Annotated in this window: 24 protein-coding genes; 7 read left to right on the top strand and 17 right to left on the bottom strand. The window is 68.6% G+C overall.

The features are described 5' to 3' along the window. Positions 1-8: 8 nt before the first annotated feature. The 3 genes from HF576_RS15660 to HF576_RS15650 are packed head-to-tail and all read right to left on the bottom strand — an operon-like array spanning position 9 to position 1,674. The gene (locus HF576_RS15660) at positions 9-473 is read right to left on the bottom strand and encodes a DUF4345 domain-containing protein (RefSeq protein ID WP_168913702.1); all 465 of its coding nucleotides are present in this window, start codon (positions 471-473) and stop codon (positions 9-11) included. Continuing rightward, positions 470-1,249 carry a class I SAM-dependent methyltransferase gene (locus HF576_RS15655; RefSeq protein ID WP_343234307.1) on the bottom strand — a complete coding sequence of 260 codons (780 nt, stop codon included), beginning with the start codon at positions 1,247-1,249 and terminating at the stop codon, positions 470-472. The genes HF576_RS15660 and HF576_RS15655 overlap by 4 nt, the downstream gene beginning before the upstream one ends. Further along, the gene (locus HF576_RS15650) at positions 1,246-1,674 is read right to left on the bottom strand and encodes a hypothetical protein (protein ID WP_168913701.1); all 429 of its coding nucleotides are present in this window, start codon (positions 1,672-1,674) and stop codon (positions 1,246-1,248) included. The genes HF576_RS15655 and HF576_RS15650 overlap by 4 nt, the downstream gene beginning before the upstream one ends. 128 nt (positions 1,675-1,802) lie before the next feature. On the opposite strand from HF576_RS15650, the gene HF576_RS15645 reads away from it, so the two are divergent. Beyond that, the gene (locus HF576_RS15645; RefSeq protein ID WP_168913700.1) at positions 1,803-2,375 is read left to right on the top strand and encodes a TetR/AcrR family transcriptional regulator; all 573 of its coding nucleotides are present in this window, start codon (positions 1,803-1,805) and stop codon (positions 2,373-2,375) included. 23 nt (positions 2,376-2,398) lie between these two features. Here HF576_RS15645 and HF576_RS15640 read toward each other — a convergent pair whose 3' ends face one another. Beyond that, positions 2,399-2,974 carry an MOSC domain-containing protein gene (locus HF576_RS15640; protein WP_343234306.1) on the bottom strand — a complete coding sequence of 192 codons (576 nt, stop codon included), beginning with the start codon at positions 2,972-2,974 and terminating at the stop codon, positions 2,399-2,401. A 42-nt stretch (positions 2,975-3,016) separates the two neighbouring features. Further along, on the bottom strand, positions 3,017-3,895 hold the full coding sequence (locus HF576_RS15635) for an NmrA family NAD(P)-binding protein (RefSeq protein ID WP_168913699.1): 879 nt from the start codon (positions 3,893-3,895) through the stop codon (positions 3,017-3,019). A 112-nt stretch (positions 3,896-4,007) separates the two neighbouring features. Between HF576_RS15635 and HF576_RS15630 the strand changes: the two genes are divergently transcribed. Beyond that, positions 4,008-4,574 carry a TetR/AcrR family transcriptional regulator gene (locus HF576_RS15630; protein WP_168913698.1) on the top strand — a complete coding sequence of 189 codons (567 nt, stop codon included), beginning with the start codon at positions 4,008-4,010 and terminating at the stop codon, positions 4,572-4,574. Between the two features lie 33 nt (positions 4,575-4,607). Here HF576_RS15630 and HF576_RS20800 read toward each other — a convergent pair whose 3' ends face one another. Next, positions 4,608-5,351, bottom strand: a complete 744-nt coding sequence (locus HF576_RS20800; RefSeq protein ID WP_168913697.1) for a helix-turn-helix domain-containing protein — start codon at positions 5,349-5,351, stop codon at positions 4,608-4,610. A gap of 53 nt (positions 5,352-5,404) precedes the next feature. Here HF576_RS20800 and HF576_RS15620 point away from each other — a divergent pair, with 53 nt between their 5' ends. Both HF576_RS15620 and HF576_RS15615 read left to right on the top strand, forming a co-directional pair. Next, positions 5,405-6,598, top strand: coding sequence for an MFS transporter (locus tag HF576_RS15620; RefSeq protein ID WP_168913696.1), 1,194 nt, complete (start codon positions 5,405-5,407; stop codon positions 6,596-6,598). A gap of 48 nt (positions 6,599-6,646) precedes the next feature. Further along, positions 6,647-7,195 (top strand): NUDIX hydrolase, encoded by a 549-nt coding sequence (locus tag HF576_RS15615; RefSeq protein WP_343234305.1) that lies wholly within the window; start codon positions 6,647-6,649, stop codon positions 7,193-7,195. Positions 7,196-7,211: 16 nt separating this feature from the next. On the opposite strand, the gene HF576_RS15610 is transcribed toward HF576_RS15615, so the two are convergent. After that, positions 7,212-7,700 (bottom strand): winged helix-turn-helix transcriptional regulator, encoded by a 489-nt coding sequence (locus HF576_RS15610; RefSeq protein ID WP_168913694.1) that lies wholly within the window; start codon positions 7,698-7,700, stop codon positions 7,212-7,214. 96 nt (positions 7,701-7,796) lie between these two features. Between HF576_RS15610 and HF576_RS15605 the strand changes: the two genes are divergently transcribed. The 3 genes from HF576_RS15605 to HF576_RS15595 all read left to right on the top strand — a co-directional run bounded on the left by HF576_RS15605 (position 7,797) and on the right by HF576_RS15595 (position 10,779). Further along, complete coding sequence (locus tag HF576_RS15605; RefSeq protein WP_168913693.1) at positions 7,797-8,396, top strand: dihydrofolate reductase family protein; 600 nt, start codon at positions 7,797-7,799, stop codon at positions 8,394-8,396. A 300-nt stretch (positions 8,397-8,696) separates the two neighbouring features. Continuing rightward, positions 8,697-9,395, top strand: coding sequence for an RraA family protein (locus tag HF576_RS15600; protein WP_168913692.1), 699 nt, complete (start codon positions 8,697-8,699; stop codon positions 9,393-9,395). A gap of 64 nt (positions 9,396-9,459) precedes the next feature. Next, positions 9,460-10,779, top strand: coding sequence for an ABC transporter substrate-binding protein (locus HF576_RS15595; protein ID WP_168913691.1), 1,320 nt, complete (start codon positions 9,460-9,462; stop codon positions 10,777-10,779). A gap of 70 nt (positions 10,780-10,849) precedes the next feature. Here the strand turns inward: HF576_RS15595 and HF576_RS15590 are convergent, their stop codons facing one another. From HF576_RS15590 to HF576_RS15545, 10 genes are all read right to left on the bottom strand, one after another. Next, positions 10,850-11,875 (bottom strand): Gfo/Idh/MocA family protein, encoded by a 1,026-nt coding sequence (locus HF576_RS15590; RefSeq protein WP_168913690.1) that lies wholly within the window; start codon positions 11,873-11,875, stop codon positions 10,850-10,852. After that, the gene (locus tag HF576_RS15585; protein WP_205835267.1) at positions 11,859-12,914 is read right to left on the bottom strand and encodes a Gfo/Idh/MocA family protein; all 1,056 of its coding nucleotides are present in this window, start codon (positions 12,912-12,914) and stop codon (positions 11,859-11,861) included. The genes HF576_RS15590 and HF576_RS15585 overlap by 17 nt, the downstream gene beginning before the upstream one ends. Beyond that, positions 12,911-13,777, bottom strand: coding sequence for an amidohydrolase family protein (locus tag HF576_RS15580; RefSeq protein WP_168913689.1), 867 nt, complete (start codon positions 13,775-13,777; stop codon positions 12,911-12,913). Before HF576_RS15580 ends, HF576_RS15585 begins: the two co-directional genes overlap by 4 nt. Beyond that, positions 13,777-14,550, bottom strand: a complete 774-nt coding sequence (locus HF576_RS15575; RefSeq protein WP_168913688.1) for an enoyl-CoA hydratase-related protein — start codon at positions 14,548-14,550, stop codon at positions 13,777-13,779. The genes HF576_RS15580 and HF576_RS15575 overlap by 1 nt, the downstream gene beginning before the upstream one ends. Then, positions 14,547-15,686, bottom strand: coding sequence for a CaiB/BaiF CoA transferase family protein (locus tag HF576_RS15570; RefSeq protein ID WP_205835266.1), 1,140 nt, complete (start codon positions 15,684-15,686; stop codon positions 14,547-14,549). Before HF576_RS15570 ends, HF576_RS15575 begins: the two co-directional genes overlap by 4 nt. An 89-nt stretch (positions 15,687-15,775) precedes the next feature. Next, entirely contained in the window at positions 15,776-17,089 is a 1,314-nt protein-coding gene (locus HF576_RS15565; protein ID WP_168913686.1) for an ABC transporter substrate-binding protein, read from the bottom strand. Between the two features lie 28 nt (positions 17,090-17,117). Continuing rightward, entirely contained in the window at positions 17,118-18,020 is a 903-nt protein-coding gene (locus HF576_RS15560) for a carbohydrate ABC transporter permease (RefSeq protein ID WP_168913685.1), read from the bottom strand. After that, complete coding sequence (locus HF576_RS15555) at positions 18,017-19,000, bottom strand: carbohydrate ABC transporter permease (RefSeq protein WP_168913684.1); 984 nt, start codon at positions 18,998-19,000, stop codon at positions 18,017-18,019. Before HF576_RS15555 ends, HF576_RS15560 begins: the two co-directional genes overlap by 4 nt. Beyond that, on the bottom strand, positions 18,997-19,827 hold the full coding sequence (locus tag HF576_RS15550; protein ID WP_168913683.1) for an NAD(P)-dependent oxidoreductase: 831 nt from the start codon (positions 19,825-19,827) through the stop codon (positions 18,997-18,999). The genes HF576_RS15555 and HF576_RS15550 overlap by 4 nt, the downstream gene beginning before the upstream one ends. A gap of 39 nt (positions 19,828-19,866) precedes the next feature. Then, positions 19,867-20,562 carry an RraA family protein gene (locus HF576_RS15545; RefSeq protein WP_168913682.1) on the bottom strand — a complete coding sequence of 232 codons (696 nt, stop codon included), beginning with the start codon at positions 20,560-20,562 and terminating at the stop codon, positions 19,867-19,869. Positions 20,563-20,596 lie beyond the last annotated feature (34 nt).

Below are 20,596 nucleotides of genomic sequence, written 5' to 3'. Positions count from 1 at the left end.
CCCCGCGCCTACGAGACGGATCGGTCCGCATGGCCCGGCGAAGGCGTCGAAGCCATCGCCTCGGGTCGGACCGCGGAGCGGGCGGCCACTCGCGCCTGGAGCCACCACAGCGGAGCGGGAGCGACGATCTCGATCGTCGCGACCACGACGAACAGGGGCGCCGGCCAACCATGCGTGGCGAAGGTGACCCACCGTGCCACGCCCGAAGCGAACAGGACGATGCACACCATGCGGAACTCGGCCGTCGCGGTGTGCGCCCGCGCGGCGAGCATCCACAGGTAGACACCGACCGCGAGCCACCATACGGACAGGAACCGGAATTCCTGAGCGAGGTCCGGCGCGATCACGCTGTCGCCTCCCGAGAGCAGCTCGGGGCCGAAGACGACGCACGCCAGACCTGTGGCGACGGCGTTCAGCGCGAACAGCCGGATGAGGATCCGCAGCGTTCTCGCCGCTGGTCCTGGAGGAGTCATCGATGGTTCTCCGTTCGAGTCGCGAGGGGTCGTGGACCCGGGCGCGTCGCGCGGTGCACGGCGACGATGCCGCCGCTCAGATCGCGATGCTCGACGTTCCGCCATCCGTTGTGCCCGATGAGTGCGGCGAGTTCGCGCTGGTCTGGCCAGTCCAGGACGGTGTCGGCGAGGTAGTGGTACGCGGCCGGATCCGACGAGGCGAGACGACCCAGCAACGGCAGGATCGTGCGGACGAACCGTCGGTGCCCCGCGCGCAGCAGCGGCGATGTGGGCGTGGAGAATTCACACACCACCAGGCGCCCGCCCGGGCGGCAGACCCGGGCCATCTCGCGCAGCGCACGCGGCGGGTCCGCGATGTTGCGCAGCCCGAAAGAGATCGTGACCGTGTCGAACGTCTCGTCCTCGAACGGCAGCTCGAGCGCGTCCGCGGCGGCGAAGTCGAGGCTCGGATGCCGACGGCGCCCGACCTCGAGCATGCGGGGCGCGGGATCCGACGCGAGCACGCGGGCTCCGGCCCGTGCCAGCGGGACCGACGACGCGCCGGTGCCGGCGGCCACGTCCAGGATCCACTGTCCGGGGCGAGGGTCGATCGCCGACGTGGTGGCCCGTCGCCACCGACCGACGTAGCCCCCGGTCATGAGCACGTTGAGCAGGTCGTAGCGGGGCGCCACGCGGTCGAACATGGCGGCGACGGCGTCCGGCTGCTTGTCGAGGCCGGGACGCACGCCTGGCCGCGCCGCGGTCTGCGGTGCCGCCACCGTCGTGGGTGCGGTCACGATGCGACGGGTTCGAGGCGCCTGTCGGCGGCGGCAGCGCGGTCGAGTCGCTTCGCGCGGAACGCGGCGGCCACCAGCAGGCCCGCCGCCACGAGCACGATCAGGCCCTGCCCGAAACCGACACCGGAGAGCACGTTGTCGACGATCGTCCAGCCTCCCAGCGCCCACCCGATGAACGCGGGAGGCGTGATGCCTCGCCGCGCGAGCCAGAGGACGACGAAGCCGACCACGATGAGTGCCGGGCCGAAGCTGTTGATGCTCAGCCAGTACGCGCTCAGCGCGGGCCCCATGGTGAACAGGCTGTCGTCCCAGAGCCCACCTGTGAGCCACGTGCCGGCGTGCTCCCCGGCTCCGAGGACCGTGAGCGCGCCGACGGTGTGCGCCGTTCCGAACAGCACGATGAGCCATCCTGCCCACGTGATCATGAGATCTCCTTCTGCCGACGGGCCGAGGTGTGCCGTGTCATGGTCATCCCGGCGTTATACGATGCCGAATAGTTTGAATGTACACCGGTTGTACGCTGCCGCACAACCGGTCGATCGAAGGGGTTGGAATGGGCTCGTTGCGGACACCACGCGAGAAGTGGATCGAGGAGGGCCTGCGCGTTCTCGCCGAGCAGGGCGTGGACGCGGTGCGCGTCGAGGTGCTCGCGCGGGCGCTGGGTGTGACGAAGGGCGGCTTCTACGGATACTTCGACGATCGCGACGCTCTGCTGGCGGCGATGCTCGACGCGTGGGAGCGCGAAAGCGTCGACGACGTGCTCGAGCGCGCACGCAAGGCGGAGGGCGACATCGTGGACCAGGCCCGCATCGCCGGTCAGCTGACATTCTCGAACGACCGGCTGCTGCCGATCGACCTCGCCGTGCGCGCGTGGGCGCGCCGCGACCCGGTCGTCGCCGAGCGTCTCCACACGGTCGACAACCGGCGGATGCAAGTGCTCCGGGAGGCGATCAGCAGCTACTGCCCGGACCCGGACGAGGTCGAGGCTCGGAGCCTCGCCGCCTTCTGTCTCGCCATCGGGCGCCATCTCATCGCCGCCGACCACGCCGGCCGTACCCGCAACCAGGTCCTCGCCGACGCGGCGACGCTCATCCTCGGTCGCGCCACTGGTCCCGCCGCGCCATGAGCGCCGGCACCCTTCGCGGCACGCTAGATGCGCGTCAGTGGGTGATGCGGCTCCGGGGGCAGGTCGACGCGGATGGATGCGCCCGGCTGGACCCGTCCTGACCGCGAGACGATCCCCATGACACCTGCGAGGCGGACGACGTTCCCGTCGTCGTCGCGCCGCACGACGTGCTTCAGCAGGCCCTCGCGGAAGTCGTTGATCTGCTGACAGGGATTGCGCAGACCGGTCACGGTGATGACGGCATCCCCGATCGTCAGCCGCGTGCCGACCGGCAGCTCCAGCAGCTCGACGCCGCGCGTGGTGATGTTCTCGCCCAGTTCGCCGGGGGCGACGTCGTACCCCGCCCCGCGCAGATCGTCGAAGAGCTCGGAATGGATCAGGTGCACCTGGCGCATGTTCGGCTGAGAGGGATCGGCCGCGACCCGGGACCGGTGCTTCACGGTGGCGCCGAAGTGGGCGTCACCCTCGACTCCCAGACCCTCCACAAGGTCGACGAAGGGCTGCGACCGCTTGCTGAAGTCGTGGGACCCGCTGCGATGGACGCCGACGACCTCCTGGACGAGGGGGCTCACGATGTCATCCGTCTCGGTCTGCGTCACGAGCCCACGCTATTATCCGGACACGTATAGACGCAACGCGACTCATCGCGCAACGCTGCCGATCGCGGCGAGGGCGGCGGCGACCGAGTCGGCGATGGGGGTGGTGGCGCGACCCAGCAGCCGGCGCAGATCACCGTTCGCGTGGGCGAGCTCGCCGCGGGAGATGGCGCTGTCGGCCTCGACGAGCTGAGTCGCGTCGGCCGCATCGACGCCCTGCCCGACCATGAACGCGTGGTACTCGGCCGGCGTGAGATGCGGGGAGGCGATGGGCCTGCCGGTCTGACGCGAGATCTCGTCGGCGAGGTCGGCGAGCGTGAAGGCGCTGTCTCCGCTCAGTTCGTAGATCGCGTCCGGTTCGACCGGGCCCGTCAGGATGACCGCCGCCGCCTCGGCGTAGTCGGCGCGCGCCGCCGCGGCGATGCGACCCGGGCCGGCGCTGCCGAAGACCTGCCCGACCTCGAGGATGGCGTCGAGGTGGCCGGTGTAGTTCTCGTTGTACCAGCCGTTGCGAAGGAAGGCATAGGGCACACCCGCCCGCCGCACCGCCTCCTCGGTGGCGTGATGGTCACGGCCGATCGAATAGGTGGCCGCCGGCGCGGCCAGCACGCTGGTGTAGGCGAGGAGTTCGACCTCCGCCGCCTTCGCCGCGCCGATCACGGTGGTGTGCTGGAAGGTGTGACGCGCACCCGCACTGTCGGAGGAGATGAGGAGCACCCGGTCGCCCGGCGCGAAGGCATCACGGAAGGTCCCGGGCTCGTCATAGTCGGCGATGTGGACTCTCACGCCTCTGTCGGCCAGTGGCGTGGCCTTCGCGGAGTCTCGCGCGACGGCCGTGATGAACCCGGCGGGAACCCGGCGCAGCAGCGCCTCGATGACGAGGGAGCCGAGCTTGCCGGTCGCTCCGGTGACGGCTATGGCCATGGCATTCCTCCTGACGATCCGAGATTTGCGCATCTGCGCAAATCCGAGCGTAGAACTGATTGCGCAAGCGCGCAACTCGGGGATGGGGAGCCGCTGGCCTATCGTGATCGCCATGGGAAACCGCGAGGCGCTCCTCGCCGGCGCCAAGCGCTGTCTCTACGAGCGCGGGTACACACGCCCGACGTCACGCGAGATCGCCGACGCCGCCGGCGTGAGCATGGGAGCGATCAGCTACCACTTCGGATCGAGGGAGGCTCTCCTCAACGAAGCGCTCATCGAGGCGATGCTGGAGTGGGGGGCAGAGGTCGACGCCGCCGTCGCCGCGGTCTCGCAGGAGGGGCCGGCGGGCGGACACTTCGAGACCGTCTGGTCGCGCATCGTCGACTCGATGGTCGCGCACCCGGGATTGTGGGCGGCGACGCTCGAGGCCTTCTCGCGCACCGACCACCCCGCGGAGGTGCGCACCCAGCTGTCGGCCGCGCTCGCCCGCGCGCGCGTCGGGCTGGCCCGGCTCCTCCACCCCACCGGACTCAGCGAAGACGAGGAGTGGAAGCTGGGATCGATCTACCAGGCGCTGCTCTCCGGCCTCGCGCTCCAATGGCTGCTCGACGCCGACCGGTCGCTCTCGGGGCCAGACCTCGCGGATGCCTTGCGCGTGATGGCCGCGAGGATCTCCTGACCGTCGTTCGACCGACCCTGCCGTCCGCGCGGCTCACTCGCGCCGGTGGGCGCCCGGCGTGACACCGAACGCCCGCCGGAACACGTCGATGAAGGCGCTCGTCGAAGACCACCCGCACGCGTGAGCGGTCGCGGTGACCGATGCACCCGACGCGAGCATCTTCAGGGCGTGGAAGAGGCGCAACTGGGTCCGCCACTGGGGGAACGTCATGCCCAATTGCGACCGGAATCGACGAGACAGCGTCCGCTCGCTCACGCTCACGTCGGCGGCCAGTTCAGCGAGGCTTCGCGAGTCGGACGGGTCGGCGTGCATCGCCCGGCATACCCGGGCGAGCGTCTCGTCCGCCGGCGAGGGCAGCCGGATCGGCTCCAGCGGCGAGCCCCGCAACTGGTCGAGCAGCACGGCGTGAAGCCGCCTGCTCTCCGGCGTGGAGGCCGTCGCGTCCGCGGTCCGCTCCCGCAGCAACTCGCGAAGGAGCGGAGACACCGCCAGAACCGCCGGCGAGTCCAGGTGCAGCGGATTGTCCGACAGCGGCAGGCCGAGCATGTGCACGGTCAGGCGGCCGTGAGCGCGCCATGAGTGCGCCGTGCCGGCCGGGATCCAGATCGCGCGCGTGGCCGGCGCGAACCACGTGCCGACATCGGTGATCACCTCGAGGACGCCCGAATCGGCGAAGAGGATCTGATGATCGTCGTGTGTGTGCACGTCCGTCGTCTGACGCGGGGCGACGTTCCGGCGCTCGGTGGGCGCGGCCGGCCGATGGCGGATCTTCGACACAAGTCGGCACTATATCGGAAGCCGTCAGGCCTGCGGAGAACGACGATGGCAGGATGCCGCATCCGCTCCCTCGCCGGCGCCGGACCCCGATCGCCCTGCTCTCGATCAGCCACGCCTTCGTCGACGTCTACCAGGGTGCCGTCGCCGCGCTCGTGCCGTTCTTCGTGCTCGAGCGGGAGTACACCTACGCGGCCGCGGCGACGATCGTGCTCGCAGCATCCCTCCTCTCCTCGGTCGTCCAGCCGATCTTCGGCGCCGTGATCGACCGACGGCCGATGCGCTTGTTTCTGCCGGCGTCCACGCTGGTCGCGGGAGCCGGTATCGCCCTGGCCGGCGTGGGCGACGTCTACGTCTTCACCGTGATCGCCGTCGGCATCTCGGGCTTCGGGGTCGCGGCATACCACCCGGCGGCCGCCGTCGCTGTCCGGGCCGTCAGTCCGTCCGATCCGAGGGCGATGAGCTGGTTCTCACTCGGCGGCAACGTCGGGTTCGCCCTGGCGCCGCTCCTCGTCGTCGGCGTCATGTCGCTCGGCGGACTGGAGGCGTCCCCTCTCCTCGCCGTGCCAGCTGTCGCCGGGGCGGTCGTGTGCCTCCTCGCCCTGCGAACGCCGGCCAGCAGCCGGCCGCGCCAGGAGGCCCCGGGCGAGCAGCCGCCGCCGAATGACTGGGGCTCCTTCGGCCGGCTGACCGCCGCGGTGATGTGCCGATCCGTCGTCTTCGTCGGGTTGTCGGCATTCGTCGCCCTCTATGTCGCGGAACGCACGGGCGACGGCGCCGTCGGCGGAGCGGTCGCGCTGTTCATCCTCTACGCCGGCGGCGCCGCCGGCACCCTGCTCGGCGGCTACCTCGCCGCGCGGTGGCCACGGATAGCCATCGTGCGCTGGTCGTACGCGGCGACGATCGTCGCGGTCGCCGGCATCGTGTGGGTGCCCGGACCCGCGATCTACGTCTTCGTCGCCCTCGCCTCGGCCGGACTCTATGTGCCGTTCTCGCTGCACGTGACCCTGGCACAGGACTACCTCCCTCAGCGCGTCGGAACGGCGAGCGGGGTGACGCTGGGGCTCACCGTGAGCGTCGGCGGCCTGGCCACCCCCCTCTTCGGCTGGATCGCCGACACGACGACCCTGCAGATCGGCTTGGTCCCCCTGATCGGGATGCCGGCGATCGGTCTCCTCTTCCTCCACCGGCTCGTCGAGCCGATGCCTCCCAGGCGTGAGGCCGTGCTGTCAGAGGTCACGAAGCGGTGACGGCGAAGTGCGCTACCGTCGCAGACACGGATGAGAGGGCGGAACCCCGTGAGCGGTGAGGCACAGCCCGAGAGCGAGCAGCCGGTCGTGGATGAGATCGTCGCGGTCTACGCTCTGGACGGCCGACTCACCGAGACCGCGCCGCGATCGGTCGTGCGCGCACGGAACCTGCGTCATGCCTGCGTCGCCGTGGTGGTCCGCAACGGTTCCGGCGAGGTCTACCTGCACCGGCGCACCGAGACCAAAGACGTCTACCCCGGTCACTACGACGTGATGGCGGGGGGCGTGCTGCAGCCGGGCGAGACCCCCATGAACGCGGCGCTGCGCGAGGTCGAGGAAGAGCTCGGCGTGACAGGTGTCGCGCTCCTCCCGCTCGGCGAGGCCGAGTACGAAGACGACGTGGCCCGGTATCACGCGTTCGGGTACCTCGCCGACTACGACGGCCCGATCCGCTGGCAGCCCGAGGAGGTCGCGTGGGGAGCGTGGGTGGCGCTCGATGAGCTGCGGGCGATGATCGCGGACCCGAGTCGTCGCTTCGCGCCCGACACGCTCGCGCTGCTGGAGAAGTGGATGCCGGCGGTCGCGGCATCCCGCTGACAGCCGCTCTCGGCGGCTATGCCCTGGCGAGTTCGGCCTCGTAGGCCGCGCGCAGCTCGCCGAATGCCGACGGCTCTCCCGGCGGGCGGGGGATGCCGAGGTGCTGCTCGCGCAGCTCGTCCATGAAGCGGTCCCAGAACTCCGGCCCGCCACGTTCGAGCAGCTCGGCGCGGACCGAGAGCTCGCGGCTGACCGGGAGATGCCGGCGGCCCCATGCCCCCAGATGAGCCAGCACGGGCACCAGCTGGATCGCCGGCTCGGTCAGGCTGTACAGCACCTTCTGCTTGTGGCTCGGGTCGGGTGCGCGCGAGATCATGCCGAGACTCACCAGCCGCTGAAGGCGGTCTGCGAGCACGTTCGAGGCGATCCCTTCGTCGGATTTCGCGAGCAGCTCGTTGAAGTGCCGGCGATTGCCGAACATCATGTCGCGGATCACGATGAGGGACCATCGGTCTCCGAACACCTCCAGCGAGAGGTTGATCGGGCACCCTGAACGGTGATCCATGCCGGCCTCCTTCGAAACAACCACTTGCAGTCTACAACTGGTCTGAGCTAGCCTGCCAACCAGTTGCAATCGACAACCAGTTGAAGGGATCAGATCATGGGCATCGTGTTCAGCGACCTCGCCGTCTCGGCCGACGGCTTCGCCACCGGACTCAACCAGCGCGAAGAGGCGCCGTTCGGAGACGTCGACGAGAACTGGCTGCACGGCTGGATGTTCCACGCGCAGGAGGAGAACAAGGCAGAAGTCGACGCGATCCTCGACTCCGGAGCGACCATCATGGGCCGCAACATGTTCGGCCCCGTCCGAGGCGAGTGGGACCGCGACTGGCGCGGCTGGTGGGGACCCAACCCGCCCTACCACGGCCCGGTGTTCGTCCTCACCCACTACGCGCACGACCCGATCCAGATGGAGGGCGGGACGACCTTCCACTTCGTCACCGACGGCATCCACGCCGCGATGGAACAGGCCCGCGCCGCTGCCGGCGACGGCAACATCTCCGTCGCGGGCGGACCCACGACGGTGAACGAATACCTCGCCGCCGGGCTCATCGACGAGCTGCGGCTTCATGTCACTGCTTGCGTGGTGGGCGCCGGCGAACGCGTGTTCGACGGAGTCCCGCCACAGCAGCTCGAGCGTGTCTCGGTGCGCCCGACGTCGCTCGTGACACACATGGTCTACCGGCCCGTGCGACCTTGACCGGGGTCAGCCCCGCGACGCAATGGCGTCGCGGGGCTTTCTTGCACTCATCGGAAGGATGTAATCCGATCTGATATTGCCCTCGCTCTCCATATCTCCGGTCGAGCCGGTGCGCGCCAACGCGCGATCTTCCACGCCTTTCACATCATCAGATCGGATCAGGCGCCGAGCCGGGTGGCTTCGGTTCGCCGGATCGTGACATCTCCGCGCCACATCCCCAGCCTTGACGGCGTCGTTTGTTGTCGCTACCTTCAAATTGGATCGGATCGGATCCAGTCGACGGCGATACCAGGGAGTGCGATGACGGACTACACCGAGATCGAGAAGCTGTACGCGGGACTCCGCGTCTCGGATGTCAGGGACGGCATGGACTGGGTCGGCCTGTTCAGCAAGGGCAGCGTTCACCGCGACATCCGCCCGCTCTATGAAGGCGCGCGCCTCTGCGGGCCGGCCCTGACGGTGCGCCTCGTCGCCACGCACGAGCAGGCCCCTCCCAGGACCCCGGACGAGTACACGGCATGGGCCTACGAGCACTGGTACGGCAGCAAGCACATCTCTCCGTACAAGGCCGACATCACCCGCGGCGACGTCGTGGTGATCGAAGCTCCGGATCTCGGAGTCGGGCAGCTCGGCTCGAACAACACTCTCGCGTTCAAGACGCTGGGCGCACAGGGTGTCGTCTCCAGCGGCGGCGTGCGCGACGTCGACGAGTGCCGCCTGCAGAAGGTTCCGGTGTTCGCCCAGTTCATCAGCCAGACCATGACGCAGGGCCGCATCGAGTACCTCGAGCACGGCGTGCCCGTCACGATCGGCGGTCAGCGCGTGAATCCGAGGGACCTGGTCGTCGGAGACGGCGACGGCGTGATCGTCGTGCCGCACGAGCACATCGAAGAAGTCGCGAAGTATGCGTGGCAGGAGGCGCTCAACGACAAGCGCGGACGCCGAAAGATGTACGAGCAGCTCGGCTGGGCGCTCGACGAGACAGTCCAGGTGGACTGACGCCCGACGTCGTCGAGACGGACGACGCACCCGGGAATGTCAACGGAGACAGGAGCGGAATGAGATGAAGAGCAAGCGAGCATTCGCCGTGGCGGCGGTCGCCGCGGCCACGATCGGGCTGGCCGGCTGTGGCGGCGGCGGTGAGGCCGCCGAATCCACGACCACCGCCGATCTCGGCGAGGTCGGCGGGGAGATCCAGTACGCCTGGTGGGGAGGCACCGCGCGCAACGAGCGCACGCAGGCGGTGATCGACCTCTACATGGCCCAGAACGAGGACGTCACCGTCAAGGGCACCACCACCGACTACAACGCGTATTGGGAAGGCGCGAGCGTTCAGGCTGCGGGCGGGAACCTGCCCTGCGTGCCGCAGATGCAGAACCGGGTGATGGCCGACTACTCCGACCGCGGCGCGTTGCGACCGCTCGATGATCTCGTGGAGCAGGGCGTGATCGATGTCTCGGAGATTCCGGAGGGCGTCCTCGACAGCGGTCGCGGCGCAGACGGCCAGCTCTACATGATTCCCTACGGCGCCGCGTTCGGCTCACTCATGGTGAATCAGACGCAGGTCGAGCAGGCGGGGGAAGACCTCCCCGAGAACGGCTACGACTGGGAGTGGCTCGCAGAGTGGCTCACCGATCTGACGGAGACGGCGGGGCAGCCTTCGATCGACCTCATCGGCGCGAACGACGATCAGCTCGAGGGCTGGGTGCGCAGCCGCGGCGGCAACCTGTACGAGGACGGTGCGCTCGGATTCGACCGCGAGGATCTGGTGGAGTTCTGGAACTACAGCGAGGAGCTCCGTGAGGCGGGTGTGACGATCTCGGCCGAGCGCGCGTCGGAGCTCATGGGAGTGCCGCTCGAGCAGATGCCCTTCAGCCGGGGCCAGCAGGCGGCCTTCTTCTGGCCGGCGAACGGGCTCTCCAGCGCGCAGGCGACGATCGACGGTGTCGCGCCGGGATCCACGCTCACCGCGTACGTGATGCCGAGCGGCGAGGGCGGACCCGGCAACGCGCTGTGGCTGTCGGGCCTGTCGATCGCAGAGGACTGCGACAACGTCGCGACGGCCGCGGACTTCATCGACTTCTTCATCAACGATGAGGAAGCTGCCCTCGCGTACGAGTCCGACAACGGCGCCAACACGAACAACGCGAACCTCGCGGCCCTTCTCGAGAGCCCAGACACTCCCGAATCGAAGAAGACGGAGCTGGAGCTCTACGCCTACCTCGCGGAGTCCGACATCGCGCCCGTGGTCTACGGCAAGGCGTACCAGAGCATCTTCCTCGACGCTCTCAACCGCTACTACCAGCAGGTGGCCTTCGGCGAGATGACCGTGGAGGAGGCTGCCGACGCGTTCATTGCCGAGGCGGAGGGGACCTTGGGCTGATCCTGACATGAAGGAGGGGGCGCCGGTCTGCAACCGGCGCCCCCTCCTCTGCCTGGGCCATGCGGTCCGGTCACGCGGGCAACGGCCGGCCACCTTCGGCCGCGGAGCGTTCGCACAGTTCGATCACGTGGACGACCTCTCGAGCCTCAGCGGCAGTCGCCCGGAGGCCGGCGCCGGTGCGGATGGCGGCGTAGACGTCATCGTAGATCTCGCCTCCCAGGATGCCGGGCTTGGCCAGGCCGCTCACGACCCGCTCGACACCATCATGTCGGCGCACCACGACGCCGGCACCGTCGCTCGCGACGGCCATGCCGTCCTCCCCCCACACGGCGAATCGCGCACCTGGCACCCCCTGCCGGCGGAAGACCTCCACCCTGCCGGTGAGGCCGTCGCCGAAGTCGAGCTCGAGTCCAGCCCATCGTTCGACCTGCTCGCCCGCTGCCACCGAGACCCGACCTGCAACAGACAGTGGGGATCGATCCGCGAGACGAAGCACATGGTCGACGGGGTGCGGACCGATGACCCGCAGCACCCCACCTCCCGCGGAGCGCTCTCGAGCCCAGCGCAGGGGCCGTGGTCCGGCGTGAGGGCGGGATGCTGTCGCGTTGACGTAGTCGCCCTGATGTCCTCTTGTCGCGACCACACGCCACGGCGCACCGATCTCACCTGAACGCACGATGCCGAGGAGGGCCTGGAAGTCCTCTTCCCAGCGACGCTGGTGGTGCACGGCGAGAACAGCGCCCGCCCGGTCCGCCCGCCGCATCAGGTCGTCCGCCTCGCGGACGGTGACCGTCATGGGTTTCTCGACGAGGACGTTCACGCCACGGTCGAGCGCCGCCGCGGCGATCTCGTGGTGCAGGTGGTGAGGTGTGGCCACGACGAGCAGATCGACGGGCTCGCGGTCCAGCAGGTCGCGCCAGCCGCGGTGCACACGCACGTCGACGGGGTGAGGATCTGCGGCCCCGCTCTCGGTCGCGACGCCGACCAGCCGGAACCGAGGATCGCGTGTCAAGAGCGGCAGGTGGTAGTGGCGTCCACTGTTGCCGAGGCCCACCAGCCCGACCCGCACGGGGTCGGGCTCACGCGTAGGCGACATGCCCGTAGAGCGCTTCTTCGATCGTGACCGGCGTGCCGCCGCGTGCCGCCGAGCGGTAGGCCGCCTCCATGATGCCCATCGTCTGAAGATTGTCGCGAGCGCTGTGCTGCGGCGTTCGCCGCTCAGCGATCGCGACCGCGAATTCGCGAAGGCTCGACCCGTACGACAGCGCGGCGTGCTCACCCGGCTGCGTCTCGGCGAAGGTCAGGCGTTCGGGTTCGGCACCGAAGTGCGCCGTTCCGGTGGCGTCTCCGGACATCGGGGCGGTGCGCTCCACCGAGGCAGAGCCGAGGTCGGTGTCGACACGGAACGTGTTGACGGGAAGCGTCCTGCTCGTCCACGACGACGTGACGGTCCCGACCGCTCCCCCGGCGAACTCGATGAGCAGTGAGCTGAACTGCTCTCCCCTGAGCGAACTGCCACGACGGCGCCTGGTCACCGCGCGCACCGACACCGGCGGCGTCCGGGCGATCCATCGCACGCGATCGATCAGGTGGACGCTGAAGATGGCCATCTCGAGCTTGGTCTCTTCCGCCCGCCACGCGCCGGGCGCCTGCGGTCGATTCTGGAAAGTCCGGGCTTCGACGAAGGCGATACCGCCGGCATCCGTGCGTCCGAGTCGGTCGCTCAACCACGCGTACTCCGGGAACCAGCGGAAGTTCTGACTCACCGCCATCGTCACTCCCGCGGCCTCGGCCGATTCGGTGAACGTCACGGCGTCATGCCCGTTCTCACCGAACGGCTTCTCGACGAGGACGTGGAGTCCGTGCTCGAGCGCGGGGTCTATGACCTCATGGCGCACCGCCGGCGGGGTGAGCAGCACGACCGCGTCGACGGTGCCTGAGGAGATGAGCTCGCCGGCACTCGCGAAGCGAGCGCCGATCCCGTGGCGGTCGCAGAAGTCGTCGAGGACGTCACGACGCGGGTCGCACGCGGCCGTCACCTCGAGGTCGTGAGCCGCCACGCTTCTCGCGCCGGCCATGTGCTGATTGGCGACCCACCCGGTGCCGATGAGTCCCAGTCGTAGCTTGTCGGTCATGATCGTGTGACTCCGTACCAGTCGAGTGCTGTGCCGCCCTCCACGCGAGCGCGGTCCTGGACATCCATATCGCCGAGCGCCTCCAGGACGCCGCTCCACGCCTGGGCGTGCGAAGCACGCAGCAGAACGACCGGCCAGTTGCTGGCCAGCATCGAGCGCCGCGCTCCGAACAGCTCGATCGCCGTCTGCACGTACGGGCGCAGGGCTGCCGCATCCCACCGTTCCCACCTCTGCAGCACCGCGACTCCGACCGAGAGCTTGACGGCCACGTTGGGGTGGGCCGCAAGGCGCTGCAGCCGGTCGCGCCACGCACCGAACGCGTCATCGGTCATCGGCGGGGAGGCGAGATGGTCGACGACGATGCGGAGGTGCGGCAGCCGCTGTGCGACCGCGGCCACGGCATCGGTCTGCGCGTCCGTGATGGGCACGGTGTCCCACACCAGTGCCTCGTCTGCGGCGCGCTGCAAGGCCGCGATGCCCGACGCCTCGGCCGTCCAGCTCATGGGATCGGAGCCCACGAGGCATCTCAGCCCGACCAGCTTGTCGCCGCCGGGAACTCCTCTCATCCGCACCAGGGCGCCGATGTCGCCGAGCGCCCGCGCCGGGTCCGGCAGATCCGCGAATCCCACCCAGCCCAGCACACGCTCGCTTGCGGCCGCGTAGTCGGCGAGCCGCTGGTTCTCATCCATCGCGTCGACGGACTGCATCAGGATGCTGCCATCGAGCGCGGCGGCATCCAGCGCCGCGTGATACTCGGCGACGTCGAACGCGCGCCGCAGCACCTCGTCCTCCGCTGGTCGCCAATCCTGGCGCCCGATCACATCCGCCGGCCACAGGTGGTGGTGGGAGTCGACCTTCGTCATCACAGTCCTTCGAATCGCGGCCGGCGCTTGCCGAGGAACGCCTCGACGCCCTCGGCGAAGTCGGCGCTGCCGTAGATCTCGCGATACACGTCGTCGTGCTCGATCTCACCGAGCACGGCGTCCATACGCCGCCACAGAATGCGGAACGACCGGAGCGTGAGGGGAGCGCAGGCCCGGATCGCGTCGAGCATGCCGGCAAGGCGCTCCTCGATCCGGTCCGGCTCCACCACGTCGTTGACGAACCCTGCGGCGAGCGCCTCATCGGCGGTGAAGAGCCGTGCGGTGAAGAGCATCTCGGCGGTCCGGTGCCGGCCGAAGGTCGCGCTCAGGCGCGCGATGGATGTCGGCGACAGCGTGTTGCCGATCGTCCGAGCGATCGGCGAGCCGAACATCGATGACGGCGTGCACACCACGATGTCGCTCAAGGCGGCCAGCACCAGGCCTCCGCCGACGCACGCGCCCTCGACGATCGAGACGATCGGAACATCGAGATCCGTCAGCCGCGTCTGCACCCGCCTCATGTCTGCTTCGTAGTCGACGCCTTGCGGGCCGGTACGGATCTGCTGCAGCCATCGGATGTCGGTGCCTCCCGCGAAAGCACCGTCTGCCCCCCGCAGCACCAGCGCCCGCACCGATCGGTCGGCGGCGGCATCCGTCAGCACCCGCTCCAGCTCCGCGTACATGTCGCGGGTGATCGCATTGCGCCGGCCCGGGTTGGACAACGTGACCGTGACCACCCCGGCATCCGTCGACGCGCGGACCTCCTCGCTCACGCCGGACTCTCGCTGCTCTCGGAGCCGAGCAGCTCCTGCTGGTGCTCGCCCAGCAGCGGTGGGTGCCGACGCGCGGCCGCCGGGGTGCGGCTCATCTTCACCGGGAAGCCGAGCGTCTGCACCTCCCCTTCGACCGGATGGGGAATGCTCTGGACCATCTCTCGATGCCGCGTATGCGGATCGCGCAGGACCTCGTCGTACGCCAGGATCGGCCCGCACGGCACGCCGCCGGCGAGGAGCCTGTCCACCCAGTACGCGGTGTCGTTCTCGATCAGCACCGACTCGATCTCGTCGGCGAGCTCCTTCTTGCGCTTCATCCGCAGCGGATTCGTGGCGAAACGCTCGTCGTTCTCGAGCTCCGGCCGCTCGAGCGCCGCGCACAGGAACCCCCACAGGCGCTGGTTGTTCGCCCCGATCGTCATCCAGCCGTCGCGCGTGCGGAACGCCTGGTAGGGCGCCGACATGCGGTGGGATGACCCGGTCCGCGCGGGCACCTCACCGCTGGCCCAGTATTCGGTGGCCTCCCAGACCGTGAAGCCCAGCGCGGCCTCGAAGAGCGAGGTCTCTATGCGCTGCCCTTCGCCCGTCCTGAGCTTGTGGACGTAGGCGGTGACGATCCCGTACGCGCAGAACAGCCCCGAGCCGAGATCGGCGACGGGGACGCCCGCCTTGGCCGGCGGGGCATCGGGATGCCCCGTGACTCCCATCACGCCGGACATGCCCTGCGCGATGAGGTCGTACCCAGGACGGTCCGCGTACGGTCCCGTCGAGCCGAAGCCGGAGATGCTCGCGTAGATGATCGACGGGTTGATCTTCGTCACCGACTCGTAGTCGATCCCGAGGCGGGTCGTGACGCCGGGACGGAAGTTCTCCACGACGACGTCGGCGTCGGCCACCAGCGCACGGAAGTCGGCGAGTCCCTGCTCGGAGCGCAGGTCGAGCACGACCGACCGCTTGTTGCGGTTCAACGCGAAGAAGGCCGGCCCGTCCTCGCCCTTGCCCGAGCGACCCCAGGAGTGGCGGGTCTGGTCGCCGCCGCCGGGCGGCTCGACCTTGATCACGTCCGCGCCGAAGTCCGCGAGGAGCATCGTGCAGAAGGGGCCGGCCATCACCTGGGTGAGGTCGACGACTTTCATTCCGTCAAGGGCAACAGGAAGCATGTCCACTCTCTTGGGGTCGGGGTCCAGCAGTGGGGGCGGCACCGTCCGGTCCCGCCCCCACGGGATCAGCCGATCGCGGATTCGGCTTCGTCGGTGAACTGCTCGGCCGCCTCTTCGACGGTGATCTCTCCGAACGACACCTGCTGGAAGTAGCGGGTCACCGCCTGCTGGAAGACGCTCGCGTAGCCCTTGCTGTACACGCTGGGCGCGACGCCTTCATCGGCGAGGGTCTGGTACAGCGACAGTTCGGCCTTCTTCGCCGCGGTGGTGTCGGGACTGTCGAGGATGGCCTGCAGGTTGTCGGTCTGCGTGTTCGCCCCGTTGTCGGACGCGTAGACGAGGGCGGCGTCCTGGTCGTTCACGAAGAAGTCGATGAAGTCCGCTGCGGTGGCCACGTTCTCGCACGTCTCGGCGATCGACAGGCCCGACAGCCAGAACGCACTGCCGTTTCCGGAGGGGCCGCTCGGCAGAGGGAAGGCTTGCAGCTCGTGACCGGGGTCGACCTGATCGATCGTCGCCTGCGCGGTGCCCAGTCCGTTGGCGGGCCAGAAGAGCGTGGGCACCGTGCCCTGGCTGAAGTCGTTCTGCTCGAGCGGGAGACCCTGCGTCTCGGACGCGCGCTCGGCCGAGATCGTCACGCCGGCGTCTTGCAGGGCAGCCGCGTAGTCCCAGAAGTCGGCGACGTCCTGGGCCTCGAACCCGATCGATCCCTCGTCGTAATAGTCGGCGTCATGGCTGCGCAGCCAGGCCTCCAGCACGTCCTGCTGGTTGCCGACGATGCCCGTCGCTCGGCCGCCGGTCTTCTCCGAGATCTCGGTCAGCCAGTCCGCCAGCCATTCCCAGTCGTAGCCTTCGGGGGGCAGCGGCAGTCCGAGCGCCTCGATGTCTGTGGCGTTGACCAGCAGCGAGCCGAACGCGGCGCCGTAGGGGATCATGTAGAGCTTGCCGTCCGATCCGCGACCGCTGTCCAGGACGCTCTCGGGAATCGCCGAGACATCGATCGCACCGGACTCGACGAGGTCGTCGAGCGGCAGCAGCGCGCCCCGATCGGCGTAGTCCGCCATCAAGCGGTTCTGCATCTGCGGCACGCAGGGCAGATTCCCGCCCGCGGCCTGCACGCTCGCGTTCTCGAAGTACGCGCCGAACTCGGAGGTGGTGCCCTTGACGGTGACGCCCGGGGTGGCCTCCTCGTAGAGGTCGATGACGGCCTCGGTCTTGTCGTTCCGCGCGGGGCCGCCCCACCAGGCGTACTGGATCTCGCCGGCGATCTCGCCTTCGGCACTCGGGGGTGCCTCGTTGCCGCCGCCGCAAGCGGAGAGCGCGAGCGTCGACGCGAGCGCCACGGCGGTGATCGCCGCGATTCGGATGTTCCGGTGCATGTGTTCGCTTTCTGTGTTCGGGCAGGTGCTACTTCAGGCCGGTCGTCGCGATGCCCTGAGTGAGCAGTCGCTGGGCCGCCAGGAAGAAGCCGATGAGGGGAGTGATGGACAGGGTCGCCATGGCGAAGAGCGCGCCGAGCGAGGATTCTCCGGTCGAGTCGACGAACTGCACCAGCCCCTGTGGGACGGTGTAGAGGTTGGTGTCGGAGATGTAGAGCCGGGGACCGAGGAAGTCGTTCCACGTGGCGATGAAGGTGAACATCGCCGTCGTCGCGATCGCCGGTCCGAGAAGCGGCAGGATGATGCGCCGGAAGATGCCGAAGTTGCCGCAGCCGTCGAGGCGAGCCGCCTCATCGAGATCGCGCGGCAGGCCGCGGATGAACTGGACCGTCAGGAAGATGAAGAAGGCGTCGGTCGCCAGGAACTTGGGCACGATCAGCGGCAGGTAGGTGTTCAGCCAGCCGAGTTCGTTGAACAGGATGTACTGCGGCACGATCGTCACCTGGTACGGCAGCAGCAGGGTGACCATGAGAAGGGCGAAGAGCGTCCGCTTCAGGGGGAAGTCCAGACGCGCGAAGGCGTAGCCGGTGAGCGTCGCCGCGAACAGGTTCCCCACCACGCACAGCGCCGCGATGATGAACGAGTTGACGAAGAAGACCCCGAAGTTCAGCGTCGAGGATGCGGTGAAGCCGGCGGCGTAGTTCTCCAGCGTGTACGAGCCTGTGAACGGCAGGAAGGTCTTGCCGATCTCGGCGTTCGGATGGAACGAGGCATCGATCATCCACACGACGGGGTAGAGCATGATCACCAGGACGGCGATCGTGACCGCATGCCGTGCCCACGATGCGAGGACGCGGCTCTTCGTCGGCCGGGTCGGGAAGAGTCTCACTCGCCGGCGCCGGCCCGTGGTGATGGTGTAGGTGTCGGTCATGAGTCCTCCCCATAGAAAACCCAGTAGCGGGAGCTCCAGAAGATCCCCCCGGTGATGAGGGCGAGGGCGACCAGCAGGGCCCATGCCATCGCGGACGCGTATCCCATCTGGAAGTCGACGAAGCCCTTCTGGTACAGGTACACGGTGTAGAGCAGCAGTGAGTCGGCCGGCTGCCCCGTGCCCCCACTGATCACGTAGGCCGGCGTGAAGGACTGGAGGGAGTTGACGACGACCAGCAGGCCGTTGAAGAAGATGACGGGCGTGAGATGCGGAAACGTGATCGACCAGAACTGCTGCCAGCGATTGGCGCCGTCCAGCTGGGCCGCCTCGTAGTACGAGGCCGGGATCTGGCGCAATCCCGCCAGGAAGATCACCATGGTGCTTCCGAAGGTCCAGATCGCGAGCGCCACGACGGTATACAGCGCCGTGCTCGGGTTGCCGATCCAGCTCTGGCCCTCGATGCCGAACAGCCCGAGGAAGGCGTTGAAGATCCCGCTCGAACCGAAGACCTGCAGCCAGAGCACGGCGATAGCCACGCTGCTTCCCAGCAGCGACGGGATGTAGAACAGCGCTCGGTAGACCGAGAGGAACTTCATGCCCCGGTTGAGGAAGACAGCGAGCAGCAGCGAGAAGATCAGGATGCCCGGAACGCTGAGGACCGTGTACATGATCGTCACGCCGACGGACTTGAGATACCGGGGGTCGGATTCGAACATGCGGACGTAGTTGTCCAGCCCGATCCAGTCCGCCGAGCCGATCAAGTCGTAGCGCGTGAAGGACAGGTACAGCGATGCGATCATCGGCCCGAGGGTGATGACCACCATTCCGATGAGCCACGGCGACAGGAAGCCGTAGGCCGACAGCGCGTTGCGCCGGCGATTGCGCTTCATCGCGCGCCTGCGCTCCGGGTCGGTCGCGAGCGTATCGGCGCCGAACGAGCTCTGCTCGGGGATCTGCTCGAGGATGGCTTGCTGGGTCATGACGGATCGACCGCCTTCCGGGCGTGATCCTCGACCTCGTCGGCGAGGATCTGTGACAACAGGGCGGCCAGCGGCGCGCGGGTGCCGGCGTGCCTCGCCGCGGCGACGACGTCCCACAGGTCTTTGCTCCACGGCCGGTACGACACGTCGACGTCGGCGCGGTCGTACGCCTTCGCCAAGTCGTCGAAGAACCCCCAGTTCCGTGCGGTCCAGCTGTCTCCCGTCGAGGACTGGAGGACGTCCAGGACGAGGGAGTCCGCCACATCGAAGGCGGCGGTCAGCTCGAGGCCCTCGTACAGCGCCTGGAGCGAGGCGAGCATCGCGAGCTGATTCGCCAGCTTCACGGCGGCGCCGGCGCCGACCCTCCCGCACCTGACGGTCGTGCCGAGCGCGTCGAGCACGCGCTGAGCGTCGCGGCTCGGCTCGCCGCCCAGCATGACGGTGAGGGAGCCGTCGCGCGCGCGGGCGGCGCCGCCGCTGACGGGCGCGTCCAGGATCCGGACGCGCCCGTCGGCGGACGCCAGTCGTTCCACCGTCGTCGGCAGAACCGTCGAGTGGATGAGGAAGGTCGCCCCTGCCGCGACGATGCCGGCAAGACCTTGATCGACCAGGATCGACTCGACCACGGCGTCGTCGGGAACGGCGAGGCAGACGACCTCGCAGTCAGCGAAGTCGGTCAGGTCGGACGCGAGCCGGCCGCCCCCCTCCTCGAGCCGGGCGCGCTTGTCCTCGGCCAGGTCTGATCCGACGACATCGAATCCCTGGTCGATGAGGTTGAGCGCCATCGGCATCCCGATGTCGCCGAGCCCGATGAATCCGACTCGCATGGCAATCTCCTTCGAATGCGCTCTCGTCCGGGTCCGACGTCAGTCGACCTGGACGGTGTCGTCGAGTGCCCACCCGAGCTGCTCGTACATCTTGCGGCGGCCGCGCTTGTCGTTCTCGGCTTCCTGCCACGCGTACTTGGCGACTTCCTCGATGTGCTCGTGGGGCACGACGATCACACCGTCGCCGTCGCCGACGACCAGGTCGCGCGGATTCACGCGCTGACCGCCGATCGTGATCGGGGTGTTGTGCTCGAGATACTCGATGCGGCCCTGCGTCATGGTCTGACCGATGAACTGCGTGAAGATCGGCACCTTCTGAAGCCGGCATTCGTCGACGTCCCGGACGCCACCGCTGGAGACCACGCCCTGTGCGCCGTTGAGGAAGAAGTTGAGGGTGTTCCACGACCCGAGCTGGCCCACTCCGAGGTACGGCGACTCGATGACGACCACATCACCCTGCACGATCTCGCTGACGTACGGCTCGATGTGCTTCTCCTTGTACCAGTACTGCTTCGCCCACTCGGTGTACTCGTCCGGTGTCAGCGGCGGCGCCTGCTCGTGGCTCGCCACGAGCCGCACGGTGAGTGCGGGACCGCACAGGCGGGCGCCGTCGAACAGGGGACGGATGTCGCGCGCGACGCTGCCCTTGCTGAACAGACCGATCCAGTCCATGCCGTCGCGCACGTCCGACACGCGCAGGCCGTCGTACAGCTTCTTGATTTCGGGGTAATCCATCGGACTACTGCCTTCCTTTGTGTGAGGTTCCTCG

Origin of the sequence: Microbacterium salsuginis (assembly GCF_012524205.1) — a bacterium.
Classification (GTDB): Bacteria; Actinomycetota; Actinomycetes; order Actinomycetales; family Microbacteriaceae; genus Microbacterium; species Microbacterium salsuginis.
Note: the sequence above shows the minus strand (reverse complement) of the source record. Positions and strands in the feature narration are given on the sequence as shown.

Coding starts and splice junctions, on each gene's coding strand:
- HF576_RS15660 (WP_168913702.1), bottom strand. CDS start 473: ATGACTCCTCCAGGACCAGCGGCGAGAACGCTGCGGATCCTCATCCGG.
- HF576_RS15650 (WP_168913701.1), bottom strand. CDS start 1,674: ATGATCACGTGGGCAGGATGGCTCATCGTGCTGTTCGGAACGGCGCAC.
- HF576_RS15645 (WP_168913700.1), top strand. CDS start 1,803: ATGGGCTCGTTGCGGACACCACGCGAGAAGTGGATCGAGGAGGGCCTG.
- HF576_RS15635 (WP_168913699.1), bottom strand. CDS start 3,895: ATGGCCATAGCCGTCACCGGAGCGACCGGCAAGCTCGGCTCCCTCGTC.
- HF576_RS15630 (WP_168913698.1), top strand. CDS start 4,008: ATGGGAAACCGCGAGGCGCTCCTCGCCGGCGCCAAGCGCTGTCTCTAC.
- HF576_RS15620 (WP_168913696.1), top strand. CDS start 5,405: ATGCCGCATCCGCTCCCTCGCCGGCGCCGGACCCCGATCGCCCTGCTC.
- HF576_RS15610 (WP_168913694.1), bottom strand. CDS start 7,700: ATGGATCACCGTTCAGGGTGCCCGATCAACCTCTCGCTGGAGGTGTTC.
- HF576_RS15605 (WP_168913693.1), top strand. CDS start 7,797: ATGGGCATCGTGTTCAGCGACCTCGCCGTCTCGGCCGACGGCTTCGCC.
- HF576_RS15600 (WP_168913692.1), top strand. CDS start 8,697: ATGACGGACTACACCGAGATCGAGAAGCTGTACGCGGGACTCCGCGTC.
- HF576_RS15595 (WP_168913691.1), top strand. CDS start 9,460: ATGAAGAGCAAGCGAGCATTCGCCGTGGCGGCGGTCGCCGCGGCCACG.
- HF576_RS15590 (WP_168913690.1), bottom strand. CDS start 11,875: ATGTCGCCTACGCGTGAGCCCGACCCCGTGCGGGTCGGGCTGGTGGGC.
- HF576_RS15585 (WP_205835267.1), bottom strand. CDS start 12,914: ATGACCGACAAGCTACGACTGGGACTCATCGGCACCGGGTGGGTCGCC.
- HF576_RS15580 (WP_168913689.1), bottom strand. CDS start 13,777: ATGACGAAGGTCGACTCCCACCACCACCTGTGGCCGGCGGATGTGATC.
- HF576_RS15570 (WP_205835266.1), bottom strand. CDS start 15,686: ATGAAAGTCGTCGACCTCACCCAGGTGATGGCCGGCCCCTTCTGCACG.
- HF576_RS15565 (WP_168913686.1), bottom strand. CDS start 17,089: ATGCACCGGAACATCCGAATCGCGGCGATCACCGCCGTGGCGCTCGCG.
- HF576_RS15560 (WP_168913685.1), bottom strand. CDS start 18,020: ATGACCGACACCTACACCATCACCACGGGCCGGCGCCGGCGAGTGAGA.
- HF576_RS15555 (WP_168913684.1), bottom strand. CDS start 19,000: ATGACCCAGCAAGCCATCCTCGAGCAGATCCCCGAGCAGAGCTCGTTC.
- HF576_RS15550 (WP_168913683.1), bottom strand. CDS start 19,827: ATGCGAGTCGGATTCATCGGGCTCGGCGACATCGGGATGCCGATGGCG.
- HF576_RS15545 (WP_168913682.1), bottom strand. CDS start 20,562: ATGGATTACCCCGAAATCAAGAAGCTGTACGACGGCCTGCGCGTGTCG.